This window comes from Variovorax sp. J31P207, from assembly GCF_030316965.1.
GTDB lineage: Bacteria > Pseudomonadota > Gammaproteobacteria > Burkholderiales > Burkholderiaceae_C > Variovorax > Variovorax ginsengisoli_B.
In genome coordinates this window covers 102,532-117,995 of sequence record NZ_JASZYN010000020.1, presented here as the reverse complement: position 1 = coordinate 117,995, position 15,464 = coordinate 102,532, and the positions used below count along the sequence as shown (strand labels likewise).

At 69.9% G+C, this 15,464-nt stretch carries 14 protein-coding genes and 1 pseudogene; 14 read left to right on the top strand and 1 reads right to left on the bottom strand.

Going from position 1 to position 15,464, the window contains the following annotated elements; all coding sequences use genetic code 11:
• Positions 1-254: 254 nt before the first annotated feature.
• From QTI68_RS37295 to QTI68_RS37235, 13 genes and pseudogenes are all read left to right on the top strand, one after another.
• Positions 255-1,547, top strand: coding sequence for a metal-dependent hydrolase family protein (locus tag QTI68_RS37295; protein ID WP_286529262.1), 1,293 nt, complete (start codon positions 255-257; stop codon positions 1,545-1,547).
• A 12-nt stretch (positions 1,548-1,559) separates the two neighbouring features.
• Positions 1,560-2,843, top strand: a complete 1,284-nt coding sequence (locus QTI68_RS37290; protein WP_286529261.1) for a metal-dependent hydrolase family protein — start codon at positions 1,560-1,562, stop codon at positions 2,841-2,843.
• Entirely contained in the window at positions 2,840-3,781 is a 942-nt protein-coding gene (locus QTI68_RS37285) for a branched-chain amino acid ABC transporter permease (RefSeq protein ID WP_286529259.1), read from the top strand. The genes QTI68_RS37290 and QTI68_RS37285 overlap by 4 nt, the downstream gene beginning before the upstream one ends.
• Positions 3,782-3,804: 23 nt before the next feature.
• The gene (locus QTI68_RS37280) at positions 3,805-4,932 is read left to right on the top strand and encodes a branched-chain amino acid ABC transporter permease (protein WP_286529258.1); all 1,128 of its coding nucleotides are present in this window, start codon (positions 3,805-3,807) and stop codon (positions 4,930-4,932) included.
• Positions 4,933-4,948: 16 nt separating this feature from the next.
• Positions 4,949-6,202 carry an ABC transporter substrate-binding protein gene (locus tag QTI68_RS37275; protein ID WP_286529257.1) on the top strand — a complete coding sequence of 418 codons (1,254 nt, stop codon included), beginning with the start codon at positions 4,949-4,951 and terminating at the stop codon, positions 6,200-6,202.
• Between the two features lie 13 nt (positions 6,203-6,215).
• Positions 6,216-7,034, top strand: coding sequence for an ABC transporter ATP-binding protein (locus QTI68_RS37270; protein ID WP_286529256.1), 819 nt, complete (start codon positions 6,216-6,218; stop codon positions 7,032-7,034).
• Positions 7,034-7,531 (top strand): annotated as a pseudogene (locus tag QTI68_RS37265) (ABC transporter ATP-binding protein); the annotation flags it as partial. The gene QTI68_RS37270 and the pseudogene QTI68_RS37265, both read left to right, overlap by 1 nt.
• A 492-nt stretch (positions 7,532-8,023) precedes the next feature.
• A complete protein-coding gene (locus tag QTI68_RS37260; protein WP_286529268.1) occupies positions 8,024-9,271 on the top strand; it encodes a Tm-1-like ATP-binding domain-containing protein in 1,248 nt (415 codons plus the stop codon).
• Positions 9,272-9,294: 23 nt separating this feature from the next.
• Positions 9,295-10,125: a phosphoenolpyruvate hydrolase family protein gene (locus tag QTI68_RS37255; protein ID WP_286529255.1), complete on the top strand. Its 831-nt coding sequence runs from the start codon at positions 9,295-9,297 to the stop codon at positions 10,123-10,125.
• A 74-nt stretch (positions 10,126-10,199) separates the two neighbouring features.
• Positions 10,200-11,888: a flotillin family protein gene (locus QTI68_RS37250; RefSeq protein ID WP_286529254.1), complete on the top strand. Its 1,689-nt coding sequence runs from the start codon at positions 10,200-10,202 to the stop codon at positions 11,886-11,888.
• Between the two features lie 3 nt (positions 11,889-11,891).
• The gene (locus QTI68_RS37245) at positions 11,892-12,329 is read left to right on the top strand and encodes an SRPBCC family protein (protein WP_286529253.1); all 438 of its coding nucleotides are present in this window, start codon (positions 11,892-11,894) and stop codon (positions 12,327-12,329) included.
• Positions 12,330-12,337: 8 nt separating this feature from the next.
• Positions 12,338-13,813 carry an SRPBCC family protein gene (locus QTI68_RS37240; protein ID WP_286529252.1) on the top strand — a complete coding sequence of 492 codons (1,476 nt, stop codon included), beginning with the start codon at positions 12,338-12,340 and terminating at the stop codon, positions 13,811-13,813.
• A gap of 25 nt (positions 13,814-13,838) precedes the next feature.
• Positions 13,839-14,216, top strand: a complete 378-nt coding sequence (locus tag QTI68_RS37235) for a VOC family protein (RefSeq protein WP_286529251.1) — start codon at positions 13,839-13,841, stop codon at positions 14,214-14,216.
• Positions 14,217-14,220: 4 nt separating this feature from the next.
• Here QTI68_RS37235 and QTI68_RS37230 read toward each other — a convergent pair whose 3' ends face one another.
• Positions 14,221-15,078: an SDR family NAD(P)-dependent oxidoreductase gene (locus QTI68_RS37230; RefSeq protein ID WP_286529250.1), complete on the bottom strand. Its 858-nt coding sequence runs from the start codon at positions 15,076-15,078 to the stop codon at positions 14,221-14,223.
• Positions 15,079-15,223: 145 nt separating this feature from the next.
• On the opposite strand from QTI68_RS37230, the gene QTI68_RS37225 reads away from it, so the two are divergent.
• The gene (locus QTI68_RS37225) at positions 15,224-15,430 is read left to right on the top strand and encodes a hypothetical protein (RefSeq protein ID WP_286529249.1); all 207 of its coding nucleotides are present in this window, start codon (positions 15,224-15,226) and stop codon (positions 15,428-15,430) included.
• Positions 15,431-15,464 lie beyond the last annotated feature (34 nt).

The window sequence follows — 15,464 nt, the reverse complement described above, 5'->3', positions numbered from 1 at the left end:
GTCCCCCGGCCTTCGGCCTCCTCCTTGACTTCGCTGCGCAGAGCACACCATCGGCGTGAGCCGTCACGGCCGTCGTTCATCAGCTTGAACGACCTCCTGTTACCCGTGCCGAGGGCACTGGGTGGCCCCCGCAGCGAAGTAAAGGAGGAGCCGAAGGCGGGGGACATGAGCGGAGGGGGCCACCCAGTGCCCTCGGCACGCGCCCCTGCCGTCGCAAGCGCCCCTGCAAGCAACAGCCAGGTAGGAGACTGACCATGGCCGACGTCCTGTTCACCAACGTGCGGATCTTCGACGGCGGCGGGGAGGCGCCTTTCAGCGGCGACGTGCTGGTGCAGGGCAACCGCATCGCGCGGGTCGTCAAGACCGGCTACGGCGCGCGCCCGGCGCCGGTGTCCGGTGTGCAGGTGATCGATGGCGCCGGCGCCTTCCTGATGCCGGGCATGGTCGAGGCCCACACGCACTTCTCGTGGAACGACCAGCCCAGCCTCGATGCCATCCAGCGCATGCCGCCGGAGGAGCACATCCTGTGGTGCGCCGAGGTGGCCAAGCGCTACCTCGACATGGGCTGGACCAGCTGTGTCGGCGCCGCCACCGCCAAGCCGCGGCTCGATGTCGTGATCCGCAACGCGATCAACGACGGCACTATCGTCGGTCCGCGCTACCTCGCGGCCAGCCAGGAGATCACCGTGCCCGGCGGCCTCGGCGACACCACCCGGCCGCACCTGCCGCAGCCCGAGTTTGCCTTCGGCGCGATCGTCAGCGGCGCCGAGGAGATGCGCCGCTGCGTGCGCATGTTCGCCAAGTACGGCGTCGACTCCGTGAAGATCAACCTCTCGGGCGAGTCGATCACCGGCATGCCGAGCGAGATGAGTCAGTTCACCGAGGAAGAGATCACGGTCTGCGTGCAGGAGGCCAAGGCCTGGGGCAAGCGCGTCGCCGCGCATGCGCGCTCCACCTGGTCGATCAAGCAGTGCGTCAAGCAGGGCATCGAGGTGATCTACCACGCCAGCTTCACCGACACCGAGGCGCTCGACATGCTCGAGGCCCACAAGACCGAGCACTTCATCGCGCCGGGGCTGGCCTGGCTCATCAACACCTCCCATCACGCGAGCCAGTGGGGCCTGACGCCCGAGGTGACGAAGAAGATGGGCTACCACCGCGAGCTCGAGGCGGCGGTCGAGAGCATGCGCGCGCTGCGCAGGCGCGGTGTGCGCATCCTGCCCGGCGGCGACTACGGCTTTGCCTGGACGCCCCACGGAACCAATGCCAAGGACCTCGAATACTTCGTCAAGTATGTCGGCATGAGCACCATGGAGGCCCTGCTGTCGGCCACCGCCTGGGGCGGTCCGATGATGCGAATGGGCAAGGTGCTCGGCTACATCCGCGAAGGCTACCTGGCCGACATCCTGCTGATCGACGGCGATCCGCTGGCCGACATCACGGTGCTGCAGGACAAGGCCCGCATCATGGCCGTCATGAAGGACGGCGAGTTTCATCGGGCGCCGCCGCTGCGCTCGGCGCGCACCACGCGCTGGGCCACGGCCTGACAGGAGAAGCACATGGCCGATGTCGTCTTCACCAATGTCCGCATCCTCGACGGCACGGGGCAGAACCCCTACACCGGCAGCGTGCTGGTGCGCGGCAACCGGATCCGCCAGGTCGGCCGCAGCACGGCACCGATCGCGCCCGGCGGCGCCACCGTGATCGACGGCGCCGGCGCCACGCTGATGCCCGGCATGTGCGAGGCCCACACGCACTTCTCGTGGAATGATGCCGCCACGCTGGCCGAGATCCAGACCTTGCCCCTGGAAGAGCACGTGCTGTGGTGCGCCAAGGTCGCCAAGCGCTACCTCGAGGCCGGCTTCACCTCGTGCGTCGGCGCCGCCTGCGCCAAGCCGCGGCTCGACGTCGTGATCCGCAACGCGATCAATGCCGGCCAGATCCCCGGGCCGCGCTATCTCGCGGCCAGCCAGGAGATCACCGTGGTCGGCGGCCTCGGCGACGAGACCCTGCCCCACCTGCCCTTCCCCGAGTTCAGCTTCGGCGTCAACATCTCGGGCCCCGAGGAAATGCGCAAGGCGGTGCGGCTGTTCCTCAAGTACGGCGTCGACTCGGTCAAGCTCAATCTGTCGGGCGACAACTTCACGCCGCAGTCGCCGTCCGAGACCACCTGGATGATGGACGAGGAGGTCGAGGCCGCGATGCGCGAGGTGCGCATCCGCGGCAAGCGCGGCATCGCCCATGCGCGTTCGTCCGAGAGCGTCAAGCAGGCGCTGCGGCACGGCATCGACCTGATCTACCACGCCAGCTTCGTCGACGACGAGGCGATCGACATGCTGGAGGCCGCCAAGGACCGGGTCTTCGTCGCGCCCGGCATCGCGATCCTCTACGCCATGCTGCACGAGGCCGAGCCCTACGGCGTCACGCACGAGATGGCAGTCGGCATGGGCTACGAGACCGAATGGGAGGCCGCGATCGTGTCGCTGGCCAAGATGCACAAGCGCGGCATCCGCGTGCTGCCCGGCGGCGACTACGGCTTCGCCTTCACGCCGCATTGCCAGAATGCGCGCGACCTCGAGTTCTTCGTCAAGTACCTCGGCTTCACGCCGATGGAGGCGATCCGCTCGACCACGCTCTACGGCGGCCAGATCATGATGCGGCCCGACGAACTCGGCTGCATCAAGGACGGGTACCTGGCCGACCTGCTGCTGGTCGACGGCGATCCGCTGGCCAACCTGTCGATCCTGCGCGACCCGAAGCGGATCCTCGCCGTGATGAAGGACGGCGAGTTCGCCAAGGCGCCCGAGATCGCCTCGCGGCGGGCCTGGGAGCGTGCTGCGTGAGAAAAAAGAGCGTCGCCCTCTGGCTGCTGTTCGGCCTGCCGATCGCGGTCTTCGTGGTCTGGGCCATCTCGGACAACTACACCCTTTTCTTCAAGACCCTGCTCAACGGAATGACCCTGGCGTCGCTCTATTTCCTGGTCGCCAGCGGCTTCACGCTGGTCTTCGGCCTGATGCGCAACGTCAACCTCGCGCACGGCTCGCTCTACCTCTTCGGCGCCTATGTGGGCTGGTTCGTCGGCGAACGCACCGGCTCCTGGGTGCTGGCGGTCATCGCCGGTTTCCTCGCCGCGGCGCTGATGGGCCTGCTGATGCAGGTGCTGGTGTTTCGCCACATGCAGGGCCAGGACCTGCGCCAGACCCTGGTCACGATCGGCCTGTCGATCGTGCTGGCCGACCTGATGCTCTGGATCTGGGGCGCCGAGATCTACACCTTCGATCCGCCGGCGTGGATCTACGGCTCCACCACGCTGCCGCTGGTCGCCAAGTTCCCGACCTATCGCCTGTTCGTCCTGCTGGCCTCGATCGTGATCGGCGTCGGCCTCTGGCTGCTGCTGGCGCGCACGCGGATCGGCATGATGATCCGCGCCGGCGTCGACGACCGCGCGATGCTGGCCGCTTCGGGCGTCAACGTGCAGCGGGTCTTCGCGCTGACCTTCGCGATCGGCGCCGGACTGGCCGGGCTCGCCGGCGTGGTCGGCGGCACGGCGCTGTCGATCTCGCCCGGCGAGGACACGCGCTACCTGCTGGCCTCGCTGGTGGTGGTGATCGTGGGCGGCATGGGCAGCGTCGTGGGCGCCGCGATCGGCGCCCTGCTGATCGGCCTGGCCGAGCAGTTCGGGCTGGCCTACGCGCCGACCTACAGCGTGGTCTTCACCTTCGTGATCATGGTGGTTGCGCTGGCCTTCAAGCCGCGCGGGCTGATGGGGAAGAGCACGTGAGCGCGGCGCGCTGGCGGCGGGCGATGAGCGGTTCGGCAGGCGCAGCCGTGCCGGCCCGCGGCGGGCGCGGGTCCGCGGTGGTGCCGGTGCCGTCCCTGCCCCGTGGCGCCGGTGCCGCGGCGCCCGCAGCCGCCGTGGCCTGGTGGCGCCGGGCGCTGTCGGCCATCCGGCTGCGCCACCTGCTGGTGCTGGTGTTCGTGGTCGGCTACCCCTTCGTGGCCACGCCCTTCTTCACCTTCCAGATCGGCGCCCAGTCGCTGGCGCTGGGCCTGATCGCGCTGTCGCTGACCTTTCTTGGCGGCTACGGCGGCATGGTGTCGCTGGCCCAGATGACGGTCGCCGGCTTCGCCGCCTACATGCTGGCGATCTTCGGCAGCAGCAGCAACCTGGCGATCAGCCTGGGCTGGCCCTGGTGGCTGGCACTGGTCGTCGCGGTCGCGCTGGCCACCGTGGTGGCCGCGGGCATCGGCTGGCTGTCGGTGCGCACCGAGGGCATCTACACGATCATGATCACGCTCGCGGTGGGCGTGGCCTTCTTCTATCTGGCGCAGCAGAACTACACGGTCTTCAACGGCTTCCAGGGCTTCAGCCGCATCGGGCCGCCCACGGTATTCGGGCTCGACTTCGGCCAGCCCATGCCCTTCTATTTCCTGGTGCTGGCCTGCGCGCTGGCGGGCTACTTCTTCGTCAAGCACCTGATTCGCGCGCCCTTCGGCATCGCGCTGCAGGGCATCCGCGACAACCCGCGCCGCATGCAGGCGCTGGGCTTCGACGTCACGGCGCACCGGGTGGCCGCCTATGCGGTGGCGGGCTTCCTGGCGGCGATCGGCGGCGTGCTGATGGTCTGGTACAACGGCCGCATCTCGCCCGGCACCGTGGGTGTGGGCGCGATGATCAACATCCTCATCATCGCCGTGCTCGGCGGCATGAAGCATCCGATCGGCGCCTTCGTCGGCGCGATCGTGTTCGTGCTGCTGCAGAACTTCGCCATCGACCTGGTCGACCGCGAGCGCTTCAATCTCGTGATCGGCGGGGTCTTCCTCGCGATCGTGCTGTTTTCCCCCGACGGGTTGCTGGGCCTCTGGCAGGGCCTGCGCCATCGTCTGGGCGCCTCTTTCACCCCCCGCGGCCGTGGCCGCATTCATCGATGAAAAGAAGGAGCGAGACATGAGCAGAGGCAAGAAAGTGTTCGGGCGCAGCATCGTGGCTGCCGCAGTGATGGTCACGATGGGCGGCCTCGCGCAGGCCCAGGAGACCTTGAAGATCGGCCTGCTGGCTTCGCTGGAGGGGCCGTTCGCGGCGCCCGGCCAGGACGGCATGCGCGGCGCCGACATGGCGCTGAAGGAAAAGAACGGCATGGCCGGGGGCAAGAAGATCGAGTTCGTCAAGGTGTCGTCCGACGCCACGCCAGACAAGGCGGTCAACTCGACGCGCAAGGCGGTCGAGCAGGACAAGGTCCAGATCATGATCGGCCCGCTGTCGGGCGATGAAGGCATCGCGGTCAAGAACTACGCCAAGACGCAGCCCAACATCACCTTCATCAACGGGTCCTCGGGCGCGCAGGCGGCGACGCTGGGCGACCCGGCGCCAAACTTCTACCGCTTCAACACCGAGGGCGCGCAGTGGATGGTGGGCCTGGGCGAGCATGCGCTCTCCAAGGGCTACAAGAAGACCTTCCTGATCGCCGAGGACTACGGCTTCCCGTACTCGCAGGTGCAGGGCTTCATGGCCAGCTACTGCGCCAAGGGCGGCAAGGTGGTCGACAAGGCCTGGGTGCCGCTGGGCACCAAGGACTACGCCTCGGTGATCGCCAAGATCCCGAAGGACGTCGATGCGCTGGTGGTGGTGCTGGGCGGCTCCGACGCGGTCAATTTCCTCACGCAGTACGAGCAGGCTGGCGGCGACAAGCCGATGGTCGGCGGCTCGATCACGGTCGACCAGACGGTGTTGAACTTCAAGGGCAAGCGGCGCGAATCGCTGCTCGGCACCGCGTCCGCCGGACCGATGGCCGATTCGATCGATACGCCCGAGTGGAAGAAGTTCGTGGCCGACTACAAGGCCAACTTCAAGGACGGCTTCCCGAGCCCGTCGCTGTTCGCCTACCTGTACTACATCAACACCAAGGCCGCGCTCGACGGCCTCGATGCGGTCAAGGGCGACCTGTCGAACGGCCAGAAGGCCTACCGCGAGGCGCTGCAGAAGACCAACTTCAAGGGCCCGGCCGGCGACGTCAAGATCGACGCCAACCGCAACGGCGTCGGCACCACCTACATCACCGAAGTGACCAAGGCGCCCGACGGCTCGTTCTACAACAAGGTCGTGAAGCAGGTGCCGAACATCACGCAGACGCTGGGCCTGCCCGAGGCGGAGTTCAAGAAGATGGGCCTCGGGACGCGCGACGTGCCGGACTGCCGTACGTAGGACCGCGAAAGGCATGGCCACGATCACCCCGCTCAAGCCGGGCGCCGCGCGCGGCGGCGCGGCTTCCGGCGCCGGCGCGCAGCTGCTCTCGGGCGATGCGCTGCGGCTGGACGGGGTGACGCGCGCCTTCGGTGCGCTGCGGGCGGTCGACGACGTGTCGCTGACCGTCTCGGCCGGGCAGAAGTACGCGATCCTCGGCTCCAACGGGGCCGGCAAGACCACGCTCTTCAACGCCGTCACCGGCGACTTCCCGCCGACGGCGGGGCGCATCCATTTCTTCGGCGAGGACATCACCGAGCTGGCGCCGCAGGACCGCATCCGCAAGGGGTTGCGGCGCACCTACCAGTCCTCGCTGCTGTTTCGCGACCTGACGGTCCGCGACAACCTGTTCCTGGCGGTGCGCGGCGTGGCCAGCGGCCGCTTCAGCTTCCTGCGGGCGCGTGGCGGCCACGCCTCGACCCGCGCCACCCGCGACCTGCTCGACCGTGCGCGCCTGAGCCACATCGCCGACGAGCGCGTGGCCAACCTGGCCCACGGGCAGCAGCGCCAACTCGAGATCGGCATGGCACTGGCCGGCGCGCCGCGCCTGATCCTGTTCGACGAGCCGGCGGCCGGGCTGTCGCCGGTCGAGCGGCGCGAACTGGTCGCCCTGCTGGCTTCGCTGCCGCCCCACATGAGCTTCGTGCTGATCGAGCACGACCTCGACATCGCGCTGCGCGTGGTCGACCGGGTCACCGTGATGCACAACGGCCGGGTGCTGCGCACCGGGACGCCGGCCGAGATCGAGAACGATGCGCAGGTGCAGGCGATCTACATGGGGAGCAGGCACTGATGGCATGGTTTCGCAGCGGCCGGGATCCCGGCCCGGCCAGCACCGGGCCGACCCTGGTGATCGACGGCCTCGACGTGTACTACGGCCGCGCCCATGCGCTGCAGGGTGTCGCCTTGACGCTGGAGCGCGGCGTGCTGGGCATCGTCGGGCGCAACGGGATGGGCAAGACCACGCTGTGCAACGCGATCACCGGGCTGGTGCCGGCACACGGCAGCATCCGCCTGGCCGGCGAGCAGATCCTCGGCCTGGCGCCGAACGAGATCACGAAGCGCGGCATCGCCTACGTGCCGCAGGGGCGCCGGGTGTGGCCGTCGCTGTCGGTCGACGAGACCTTGCGCCTGGTGGCCGGCCGCCGGCGCGAGGTCGACCGCGTCTATGCCATGTTCCCGCGGCTGGCCGAACGGCGCGGCCATGGCGGCGCCCAGCTGTCGGGCGGCGAGCAGCAGATGCTGGCGATCGGGCGCGCGCTGCTGCTGAACCCGAAGCTGCTGGTGATGGACGAGCCGACCGAAGGGCTGGCGCCGGTGATCGTCGAGCAGGTGGCGCAGGCCCTGCGCGAGCTGGCGGCCGAAGGCCGCATCGCGGTGCTGCTGATCGAGCAGAACCTCGGCGTCGCCATCTCGGTGGCCGATCGCATCGGCCTGATGGTCAATGGCCGCATCACCAGGGAGATGCCGGCGGCCGAGCTGGCGGCCGACCGCGAACTGCAGGAGCGGCTGCTCGGCGTGCGTTCCGGCGGCGAGGGCGACGAGTTCGAAGATCCGCTGGCCGTCCCGGCGGACGACAGTCCCCCGCCGACCCAGGTCTTCACCGTCCGCCGCGCCCACGGTGACGGCGCCCCGTCGCTCGACGACCTGGCGCCGAGCACGGTGCGCGGCTTCACGCGCTGGAACGCCGGCGGCACCGCCGCGCCGGTGGCCGACATCGTGCGCCTGGTGGCGCCCGCGCCGGAACCCGCCTCGCCGCAGCCGGCGGCCACCTCGCCGCGCGTGTTCGAGTTCCCGGTCGCGGCCAGCAGCGAGCGCTCGGCCTATGTCGCGGGCACCTTCGACACCAAGGGCCGCGAGCTGTCCTTCCTGCGCCAGTGCATCGAGAAGCTGGGCCTGCGCGTGGTCACGGTCGACCTGTCGACCTCCGGCAAGCCCTCGCCCGCCAGCGTGCATCCGCGCGAGGTCGCGCGACACCATCCGGAGGGCGAATCGGCGGTGTTCAGCAACGACCGGGGCAGCGCCACCGCGGCGATGGCGCTGGCCTTCGAGGCTTTCCTCGCCAGCCGCCGCGACCTGGGGGGCATCATCTCGGCCGGCGGTTCCGGCGGCACCTCGATGGCGACCCAGGGCATGCGCGCACTGCCGATCGGCGTGCCGAAGATGATGGTCTCGACCATGGCCAGCGGCGACACCCGTCCCTATGTCGGCCCGAGCGACATCTGCATGATGTATTCGGTCACCGACGTGCAGGGCATCCACCGCATCAGCGAGCGGGTGCTGGCCAATGCGGCCCATGCGCTGGCCGGCATGATCGCGCACCCCCCGGTCGAGTCGACCGTGACCAAGGCGGCGATCGGGCTGACGATGTTCGGCGTCACCACGCCCTGCGTGCAGGCCGTGACCCACCGCCTCGAAGAAGCCTATGACTGCCTGGTGTTCCACGCCACCGGGGTCGGCGGGCAGTCGATGGAGAAGCTGGCCGAGTCGGGCCTGATCGCCGGCGTGATCGATGTCTCGACCACCGAGATCGCCGACGAGATCGTCGGCGGCGTGCTGTCGGCCGGCCCCACCCGGCTCGACGTCTTCGCCCGCCATGCCCTGCCCTACGTCGGCTCCTGCGGCGCGCTCGACATGGTCAACTTCGGCGCCTGGGACACGGTGCCGGAGCGCTTCAAGGGCCGCCGGCTCTACCGCCACAACCCGACCGTGACCCTGATGCGGACCTCGGCCGACGAATGCCGCGCGATCGGCGAGTTCATCGCCGCCAAGCTCAATGCGATGCGCGGACCGGTGCGCTTCCTGATCCCCGAAGGCGGCGTGTCGGCGATCGACCGGCCCGGCCAGCCCTTCCACGACCCCGAGGCCGACCAACAGCTGTTCGCGAGCATCGAGCGGGCGTTCCGCAGCGGCCCCGACCGCCAGCTGCAGCGCCTGCCGCTGCACATCAACGACGAGGCCTTCGCCGAGGCCCTGGTGGCGGCCTGGCACGCGGTGTCGCGTACGCCGGCCGGCGCCCGGCGCGCCTGAACGGCCACTAGGAGGAACCGCCCATGCCCCGCATCTCCCGCTCGACCCTGCTGGCCGGCCTGCGCGCCAAGATCGAGGCCGGCCGGCTGATCATCGGCGGCGGCGCCGGCACCGGCCTGTCGGCCAAGTGCGAGGAAGCCGGCGGCATCGACCTGATCGTGATCTACAACTCGGGCCGCTACCGCATGGCCGGGCGCGGCTCGCTGGCCGGCCTGCTGGCCTACGGCAACGCCAACGAGATCGTCTGCGAGATGGCGCGCGAAGTACTGCCGGTGGTCCGGCACACGCCGGTGCTGGCCGGTGTGAACGGCACCGACCCGTTCATGATTCCCGACGAGTTCCTGGCCCGGCTGGTGTCGCTGGGCTTCTCGGGCGTGCAGAACTTCCCGACTGTCGGGCTGATCGATGGCGTCTTCCGGGCCAACCTCGAGGAGACCGGCATGGGCTACGGGCTCGAGGTCGAGCTGATCGCCCGCGCCCGGGCGCTCGACCTCCTGACCACCCCCTACGTGTTCTGCGAGGCCGATGCGGAGGCCATGGCGGCGGCCGGAGCAGACATCGTGGTGTGCCATCTCGGCCTCACGACCGGTGGCGCGATCGGCGCCGGCACTGCGCTCACGCTGGCCGACTGCGTGCCGCGGATCAATGCCTGGGCGGCGGCGGCGCAGGCGGTCAACCCCGATGTGATCGTGCTGTGCCACGGCGGCCCGATCGCCACCCCCGAGGACGCGCAGTATGTGCTCGCGCGCTGCCCCGCGTGCCACGGCTTCTATGGCGCGAGCTCGATGGAGCGGCTGCCGACCGAGGTGGCGCTCACCGAGACCACGCGACGCTTTGTTGCGATAGCCAGATGACCTTGCGGGACAGACCAAGAAACTGCGTAGCAGTTTTTGCTCTGTCCTCAACTGATTTTTAGGAGACCAGATCCATGTCAGGCGCTCAATTCGGAAGTTTCATCCTCGCGCTGATCGTGGTCGCGATCGTTGTCGCGATCGCGGTCTGGCTGCTGCACTGGCTCTACCTGCGCAGCTCCAAGGAGCGGTCCTTCGTGCGCACCGGCCTCGGCGGCCAGAAGGTCGTGCTGGGCGGCGGCGCCTTCGTGCTGCCGATCGTGCACGACGTGATCCCAGTCAACATGAACACGCTGCGGCTGGAGGTCAGCCGCGGCCGCGACAAGGCGCTGATCACCAAGGACCGCATGCGGGTCGACGTGATTGCCGAGTTCTACGTCCGCGTGGCGACCAGCGAGGAGGCGGTGGCGGCGGCGGCGCAGACGCTCGGCCTGCGCACGCTGGAGCCCGACCAGCTGCGCGAGTTGGTCGAAGGCAAGTTCGTCGACGCCCTGCGGACCGCGGCCGCCGAGATGACGATGGAGGAACTGCACGAGCGGCGCGGCGCCTACGTCAAGCGCGTGCGCGACGCGGTCGCCGAAGATCTGACCAAGAACGGCCTCGAACTCGAGGCCGCCTCGCTGACCCAGCTCGACCAGACCGGCATGGAGTTCTTCAACCCGAGCAACGCCTTCGACGCCGAGGGCCTGACCCGCCTCACCGAGCAGATCGAGCACCGCAAGAAGCAGCGCAACGATGTCGAACAAGACACGCTGATCGCGATCCGCAACAAGAACCTCGAGGCCGAGAAGCTGTCGCTCGACATCGACCGCGAGGGCGAGCATGCGCGCCTGGCGCAGCAGCGCGAGCTGGAGATCGCGCGCGCCCGCCAGCGCGCCGAGGTGTCGGCCGAGCGGGCCCAGCGCGAGCAGGACGCCGAAGCGGCGCAGATCGCGGCCAAGCAGAGCATCGACCAGGCCCGCATCCGCTCCGAGCAGACGCTGGAGGAAGACCGTATCGGCAAGGAGCGCGCGATCCAGGGCGCCGAGATCGAACGCCGCATGTCGCTCGAACTGGCCGAGCAGCAGCGCGCGATCTCGGTCGCGCGCGAGAGCAAGGCCCAGAGCGAGGCCCAGGCCGAGGCCGAGATCGCCCGTGCGCTGGCGGTGTCGGCCGAAGAAAAGGTGTTCACCGCGCGCGAGGTCGAGATGGCCGAGCGCAAGAAGGCGATCGACCTGATCGGCGCCCAGCAGGTGGCCGAACGCGATGCCCTGCGCCTGACCTCGGCGGCGCAGGCCGAGAGCGATGCCAGCACCGCCCGCGGCGCCGCGGTGCGGGCCCAGGCCGAGGCCGATGCCGACGCCGACAAGATCCGCTCGATGGCGATGCGCGTGCGCGCCGAGATCGAGGCCGAGGCGGCGCGCATGATGAACGAGTCGCACAACATGCTGTCGCCCGAGGCGCGGATGTCGGCGCTGCGCATGAAGCTGGTCGAGAAGGCCGAGGCGATCATCCGCGAATCGGTGCGGCCGCTGGAGCGCATCGAGGGCATCAAGATCCTGCATGTCGACGGGCTCGGCGGCTCGGGCGGCGATGGCGGGCGCAATGGCGAAGGCGGCGGCTTCGCCGACGGCCTGGTCAACTCGGCGCTGCGCTTCCGGGCCCAGGCGCCGCTGGTCGACCAGCTGCTGCGCGAGATCGGCATCGAGGGCGGCGACATCCAGCGCCTGGTCGGCGATGCCAGCGGCGCCCACGCCGCCCTGCCCTCGGCCGCGCCGAAGGAATAGCGCATGGTCAACGTCTACGTGTCCAGCGTGATCGATGCCAGCGCCGACAGCGTCTGGACGCGGGTGCGCGACTTCAACGGCCTGCCGCAATGGCATCCGGCCATCGCCGACAGCCGGATCGAGAACGGCCAGCCGGCCGACCGCGTCGGCTGCATCCGGCACTTCCACCTGAAGGACGGCGGCATGATCCGCGAGCGGCTGCTGGCGCTCTCGGACTACGACTACAGCTGCACCTACGAGATCCTCGAAAGCCCGATGGGCGTCGCCAACTACACCGCCACCCTCAAGCTCACGCCGGTGACCGATGGCGGGCGCTGCTTTGCCGAGTGGAGCGCCGAGTTCGACTGCGACCCCGGCCGCGAAGGCGAGCTGGTTCGTTCGATCGGCGAGGGCGTGTTCCAGGCCGGCTTCGACGCCCTGAAGCGGCGCTCGCTGCGCTGACACGCGCCATGCTGCAGAAGGTCGTCCGCTCCGCGATCATCGATGCGCCGATCGAGCGCGTCTGGGCCGTGCTGCGCGACTTCAACAGCCATGACCAGTGGCACAGCGCGATCGAATCGAGCCACATCGAGGGCGGCGAGCGCAGCGACCAGGTCGGCTGCGTGCGCAACTTCACCCTGAAGGACGGCCACCACATCCGCGAGCAGTTGCTGACCCTGTCCGACCGCGAGCACCAGAGCACCTACTGCATCGTCGAGGCCAGCCTGCCGCTGCAGCGCTATGTCGCGACCGTGACGCTGAAGCCGGTGACCGATGGCGACCGGACCTTCTGGCACTGGACGTCGAGCTTCGCCACGCCGCCGGGCATGGAGCGCGAACTGAGCGACACCGTGGCGCAAGGCGTCTACGAGACCGGCTTCGAGGACCTGCGGCGCTACCTGCGCGGCGGCGCGGACCGGCGCTCGCCCGGCGCCGGCCCGATGCCGACGGCGCTGCCGGTGCCGACCCGCCGCATCGCGGTCGCGCGCCATGGCGGCCCGGACGTGATGTGGCCGCAGAACGCCGAGGCCGCGGCGCCCGGCGCCGGCGAAGTGCGCATCCGGCAGCGGGCGGTCGGCGTCAATTTCATCGACGTCTACCTGCGGCGCGGCTGGGTGCCTTCGATGTTCCCGGTGTCCGAGGGCGCGCCGGGCGTGCCGGGCATGGAGGCCGCGGGCGGCGTGCTCGACGTCGGCCCGCAGGTCTCGGGCTTCCTGCCCGGCGACCGCGTCGCCTACCTCGGCCCGGTGCCGGGCGCCTACTGCGGCGTGCGCAGCGTGCCGGCCGAGTGGGTGGTGCGGCTGCCGCCAGAGATCGAGGACGAGACGGCCGCCGCGCTGCTGCTCAAGGGCATCACGGCGGACTACCTGCTGCACGACCTGGGCCATGTGCAGCGCGGCACCCGGCTGCTGGTGCACGCCGCGGCCGGTGGCGTCGGTCTGCTGGTCTGCGCCTGGGCGCGCCGTCTCGGTGCCGTGGTGATCGGCACGGTGTCGAGCGATGACAAGGCCCGGGTGGCGCGCGAGCATGGCTGCGAGCATGTGATCGTGACCCGCGACTACCGCTTCGCGGAGGCGGTGCAGCGCGTCTGCGGCGGCGCCGACGTGGTGATCGACGGCCTGGGCGACGCGGCCCGCGACGAGAACCTGGCGGCCCTGGCGCGCCGCGGCCACTGGATCAGCCTCGGCCAGGCCAGCGGGCCGCTGGCGCCGCTCGCGCCGGACGCGCTGGTGGCCAAGTCGCTGAGCTTCTCGCGTCCGGTGGTGTTCGACTATGTCGCGACCCAGGCCCAGCTCGCCGAGCGCGCGCAGCGGGTCTGGCAGGCGCTCGCCGACGGCGCGATCCGCCTGCCGCCGATCGAACGCTTTGCGCTCGACGCGGCGGCCGAGGCGCACGCCCGGCTCGAATCGCGTGCCAGCATCGGCGCGCTGGTGCTGCTGCCCTGAACACTCGAACGAAGGAGTACGCGACATGATCGTCGGCATGAACCACTTCACCGTGACCGCGGAGGACGAGCAGCAGACGCTGGCCTTCTACACCGGCCTGCTCGGGCTGCGCGTCGGCCACCGGCCGGACCTGGGCTTTCCGGGCGCCTGGCTCTATGGCAGCGGGCCGCAGGCGGTGCTGCACCTGTATTTCGGCAGGCCGGTGCCGGCGCAGCGCACCGGCGTCATCGACCACATGGCGTTCACGGCGCAGGACCTGCGCGCGGTCAAGGCGCGCTTCGACCAGAGTGGCGTCGCCTACGAGCTGCGCCAGCAGGCCGGCGCGGGCACCTGGCAGCTGTTCTGCCACGACCCGAACGGGGCCAAGGTCGAACTGGATTTCGATCCGTCGGAGACGCCGTAGGGCCTCAGGCCTTGCTGCCGCCCGCGGACGCCGCGATGGACTGGCGGATGGCCTCGGACACCCCCGGGGTCGCGGGGTCCCAGCTGTGGCGGGGCCCGACCAGGATGCCGCCGTCCACCACCAGGTGGGTTCCGGTGACGAAGGCGGCATCCTCGCTGGCCAGAAAGGCCACGGCGCCGGCAATGTCCTCGGGCGTCCCGCCCCGTGCCACCGGCTGGGCCCGGTCGGCGATGCCGGCGAGCATGCCATTGACCTGTTCCTTCAGCGCGTCCGGCACCTCCATCGACGCGGCGAAGATGTTGGTCTTGATCAAGCCGGGGCAGATCGCGTTCACGCGGATGCGATACCGGGCGAGGTCCGCCGCCGCCAGCTTCGACAGGTGGAGCACCCCTGCCTTGGCGACCGAATAGGCGGTCGGCGCCATGCCGGTCGAGAGGGCGGCGACGCTGGCGGTGTTCACGATCGAGCCGCCGCCGCGGGCGACCATGTGCGGCACGGCATGGCGGATGCCCATGGCCACGGAGCGCAGCAGCAGGTTCATCGTGCGGTCCCAGCCACTGGCGTCGATCTCGTCGATCCTTTCCCTGGCGCCGCCGGCACCCGCGTTGTTGAACAGGATGTCGATGCCGCCGGTTCGCTGCGCCGCGAAGTCCATCAATTCGCGGATCTGGTCGTCGATGCACACGTCGGTCCGCTTGAAGACGATGCGACCTTCGGACTGTGCCGAAAGCGCCTCGCCGCCGGCGGCGTCGATGTCGGCGGCGATGACCTGCGCGCCCTCGGCGGCCAGGCGAAGCGCGCTCGCCCTGCCGATGCCCGAGGCCGCGCCCGTGACAACCGCTGTCTTGCCGTCGAATCTCATTTTGCACGCTCCGTCGAAGGTGGCGGGCGCCCCGACGCCTGGCGCAGGAAGGGCGAATCCCGCGAGTCTATGGCGTGTGTCGCCGATCGCCAACCGCCTGCCTGCATCGGGCCATTGCGCGTCCGGGCGCGCTACAGTGCGCCTCATGAACCGGCTCTCATTCCTGACCTTGGCCATCGCGCTCGCAGGCTGCGGCGCACCGTCCAACGAAGTCATCCGTACCAGGGACGGCGTCCTGCGTGCCACCACCACCGTCGAGGCGGCCGCGTACTGCCAGAAGGACCGCACGACCTTGCGGGTGGTCGGCAAGGCGCCGGCCGAAAGCGGCGTGCTCTTCGTCTGCGACCGCTGAGCGCGGCCGCGCCCGCACGCGGGGGCGAGACAAG

What these genes read in the sequence shown, in the direction of transcription:
- QTI68_RS37295 (WP_286529262.1), top strand. Translation starts at nt 255, where the DNA reads ATGGCCGACGTCCTGTTCACCAACGTGCGGATCTTCGACGGCGGCGGG.
- QTI68_RS37290 (WP_286529261.1), top strand. Translation starts at nt 1,560, where the DNA reads ATGGCCGATGTCGTCTTCACCAATGTCCGCATCCTCGACGGCACGGGG.
- QTI68_RS37280 (WP_286529258.1), top strand. Translation starts at nt 3,805, where the DNA reads ATGAGCGGTTCGGCAGGCGCAGCCGTGCCGGCCCGCGGCGGGCGCGGG.
- QTI68_RS37275 (WP_286529257.1), top strand. Translation starts at nt 4,949, where the DNA reads ATGAGCAGAGGCAAGAAAGTGTTCGGGCGCAGCATCGTGGCTGCCGCA.
- QTI68_RS37270 (WP_286529256.1), top strand. Translation starts at nt 6,216, where the DNA reads ATGGCCACGATCACCCCGCTCAAGCCGGGCGCCGCGCGCGGCGGCGCG.
- QTI68_RS37255 (WP_286529255.1), top strand. Translation starts at nt 9,295, where the DNA reads ATGCCCCGCATCTCCCGCTCGACCCTGCTGGCCGGCCTGCGCGCCAAG.
- QTI68_RS37250 (WP_286529254.1), top strand. Translation starts at nt 10,200, where the DNA reads ATGTCAGGCGCTCAATTCGGAAGTTTCATCCTCGCGCTGATCGTGGTC.
- QTI68_RS37245 (WP_286529253.1), top strand. Translation starts at nt 11,892, where the DNA reads ATGGTCAACGTCTACGTGTCCAGCGTGATCGATGCCAGCGCCGACAGC.
- QTI68_RS37240 (WP_286529252.1), top strand. Translation starts at nt 12,338, where the DNA reads ATGCTGCAGAAGGTCGTCCGCTCCGCGATCATCGATGCGCCGATCGAG.
- QTI68_RS37235 (WP_286529251.1), top strand. Translation starts at nt 13,839, where the DNA reads ATGATCGTCGGCATGAACCACTTCACCGTGACCGCGGAGGACGAGCAG.
- QTI68_RS37230 (WP_286529250.1), bottom strand. Translation starts at nt 15,078, where the DNA reads ATGAGATTCGACGGCAAGACAGCGGTTGTCACGGGCGCGGCCTCGGGC.
- QTI68_RS37225 (WP_286529249.1), top strand. Translation starts at nt 15,224, where the DNA reads ATGAACCGGCTCTCATTCCTGACCTTGGCCATCGCGCTCGCAGGCTGC.